The organism is Microbacterium sp. B19, from assembly GCF_000333395.1.
Taxonomy (GTDB): Bacteria; Actinomycetota; Actinomycetes; order Actinomycetales; family Microbacteriaceae; genus Microbacterium.
In genome coordinates, this window is sequence record NZ_BADA01000075.1 from 1 (window position 1) to 2,318 (window position 2,318).

The following is a 2,318-nucleotide window of genomic DNA, read 5'->3' on the forward strand; positions in this document are numbered from 1 at the left end:
AACCGCGGCGCACTCGCGCCGATCCGCGAGGAATTCGCCCCCTCCTGCATCCGACCCCTCTCGCCGCAGTATCGTCGCCCCTTCAGATATACCACGTATACATGGTCACTTCCGGCGAGGAGAGGGGCCGGACGACTCAGCGAGCGGCCGACGGCGCGGCGACCGAATCCTCCGCTTCCGGCGCGATTCGCCTCCTCTCGCGCGTCCGCGAGCGCCACCCGCGCACGGCCGCCCAGCGCCCCGCGACGGTCGGCACGATCCCCCGGGGGACGAAGAGGAGGAAGAGCACGAGCACCACCCCGTAGCCCGCGTACTGCAGGATCGGCCCCGCCGCCGCCGGCATCCCGGGTGTCGCACTGAGAGTGCTGAGCACCTGCAGCCACAGGCTCAGCGCCAGCGTTCCGACGACCCCGCCCCACACCGAGCCGAGGCCGCCGACGACCGCCATCACGACGTAGCCGAAGGACACGAACGGCGGATAGGTGTCCTGACTCACGTACGGCGTGAAGAAGGCGCCGAGCGCACCCGCGAACCCCGCGAACGCCCCGGCGACCGCGAACACCGTGAGCTTGCTGCGCAGCACGGGGACACCGCTCGACGCCGCCGCGGACTCACTGCCGGCGAGCGCACGGATGCCGCGGCCGAACCGCGACCGGACGAGGTTGCGACACACCACCAGCGCCAGCGCGAGCCCCGCCAGGGCGAGGTAGGAGTACACGCGCTGGTCGGTCACGACCAGGCCGCCCACCGACAGCGGAGGGATGCCGAAGATGCCGACGCCCGCGCCGAACAGCGGGACCGTGGCCATCACGGTCTGGATGATCAGCAGCACCGCGAGCGAACCGAACGCGAGGTAGTGACCGCGCAGTCGCAGCAGGGGCCAGCCGACGAGGGCCGCGGCGGCCCCACCGAGGACGGGCGCGAGCAGGAGCGCGATCAGCGGCGGGATGCCGAGCGAGACGGTGCCGACGGCGACGGTGAGCCCGCCCACCGCGACGAACGCGCCCTGACCGAGGGACGCCTGACCGGCGTAGCCCATGAACAGGGACAGCCCCGTGACGACGATCGCGGCGAGCGCGGTCTGCACGAAGAACGTCTGATCGATCAGCAGGAGCGGCGCCACGGCGGCGGCCACGGCGACCAGGATGGTGACGATGCGGGTCATTTCGCCTCCTCGGCGGTGAACGAGCGCGAGCGGGCGATCATCAGCACGAGCATCATGATCAGCGCGATCTGGGTCTGGTACGAGCCGTCCGTTCTCTCGCGCTCGAGATCGCGGTGGCCACGCACAATCACGACCTCACCGTCCAGAAGGAGCTCTCCGATGCGCACACGCTGACCGAGAAGTTCGCCGCGACGGTCGGCGCGCTCGGCGAGGGACGCATCGGCATGCGCCACGCTCAGGCGATCCTCGAGACCGGCATCGTCCTCGATGACGACGGCACGCGGGCGGGGTGGGAACAGGTCGTCCTCGCACGCGCTGAGCGCGACTCCCCCGGGCGCGTACGCGCGTTCGGGCGCGAGCTCGCCGAGAGCGTGCACCCGGTGGGCATGACCGAGCGGCACGCGCGTGCCGCGGCGACGCGCGGCGTGAGCGTCCGAGACCTGGCCGATGGCATGGCGGAACTGAGTGTGATCCTCCCGGCGACGGTGGCCTACGGCATCCGCGACCGTCTTCGGCGGCAGGCCGCGGCCATCCGCGCCGCGGACACGGAGACGTCGGCCGAAGAACCAGCGAGGTCGACCGGAGCCGACAGGGGTTCGGACGCACACGCCGGCCGCGGCGGAGGAACCGCTCCTATACCGACGGACGGCACGCCGGCGGTCGGTGAGGATGCAGGATCGGAAGCACCCGCCACCCTCGATGAGCGCGGGGAGGCGACGCCGGAGGCTCCCGCTCACGCCGCTCTTGTTTCCGTCGGTGCTCCGGCCGAAGTGACGGCGCTCGTTTCCGTCTGCGTGCCGATCCAAAGCCGATGCCACATTCGGCGCCGTCAAGGTGCCCGCAGCAGCGCCAGCCGCTCCCGCAAGCCCACCAGTCAACCCACCAACGACGCTGTGCGCCAGGACCCGCATCGCCCCATCCGGCCCCCAGTTATTTTCAAGAGCACTGGCCCGATCATTGAGTTCTTTTGCCACCGCAGGATCAGTCGCTGCGTTAGCCTCCTTACGCAAGCCAGCCGCCTTATTCTGCTGCTCCTGCGCATAGTCTCCAATTAGCTTCGAGGCCTGCTGCCCAAACAACTGCGTAATCTGCGCCTGCGCTTCAACATCTGCCTGCAAGGCCTGACCATTCCACGTCTTAGCTATTTTCCACT

At 69.8% G+C, this 2,318-nt stretch carries 3 protein-coding genes; 1 reads left to right on the top strand and 2 read right to left on the bottom strand.

Annotated elements, in window-relative coordinates:
- Nucleotides 1-136: 136 nt before the first annotated feature.
- Nucleotides 137-1,165, bottom strand: coding sequence for a branched-chain amino acid ABC transporter permease (locus I5G_RS20220; protein WP_022877659.1), 1,029 nt, complete (start codon nucleotides 1,163-1,165; stop codon nucleotides 137-139).
- On the bottom strand, nucleotides 1,162-1,296 hold the full coding sequence (locus I5G_RS27115; RefSeq protein WP_368843831.1) for a hypothetical protein: 135 nt from the start codon (nucleotides 1,294-1,296) through the stop codon (nucleotides 1,162-1,164). Before I5G_RS27115 ends, I5G_RS20220 begins: the two co-directional genes overlap by 4 nt.
- Between I5G_RS27115 and I5G_RS27120 the strand changes: the two genes are divergently transcribed.
- On the top strand, nucleotides 1,279-2,220 hold the full coding sequence (locus I5G_RS27120; RefSeq protein ID WP_083896532.1) for a DUF222 domain-containing protein: 942 nt from the start codon (nucleotides 1,279-1,281) through the stop codon (nucleotides 2,218-2,220). The genes I5G_RS27115 and I5G_RS27120 overlap by 18 nt on opposite strands.
- Nucleotides 2,221-2,318 lie beyond the last annotated feature (98 nt).

Coding starts and splice junctions, on each gene's coding strand:
- I5G_RS20220 (WP_022877659.1), bottom strand. CDS start 1,165: ATGACCCGCATCGTCACCATCCTGGTCGCCGTGGCCGCCGCCGTGGCG.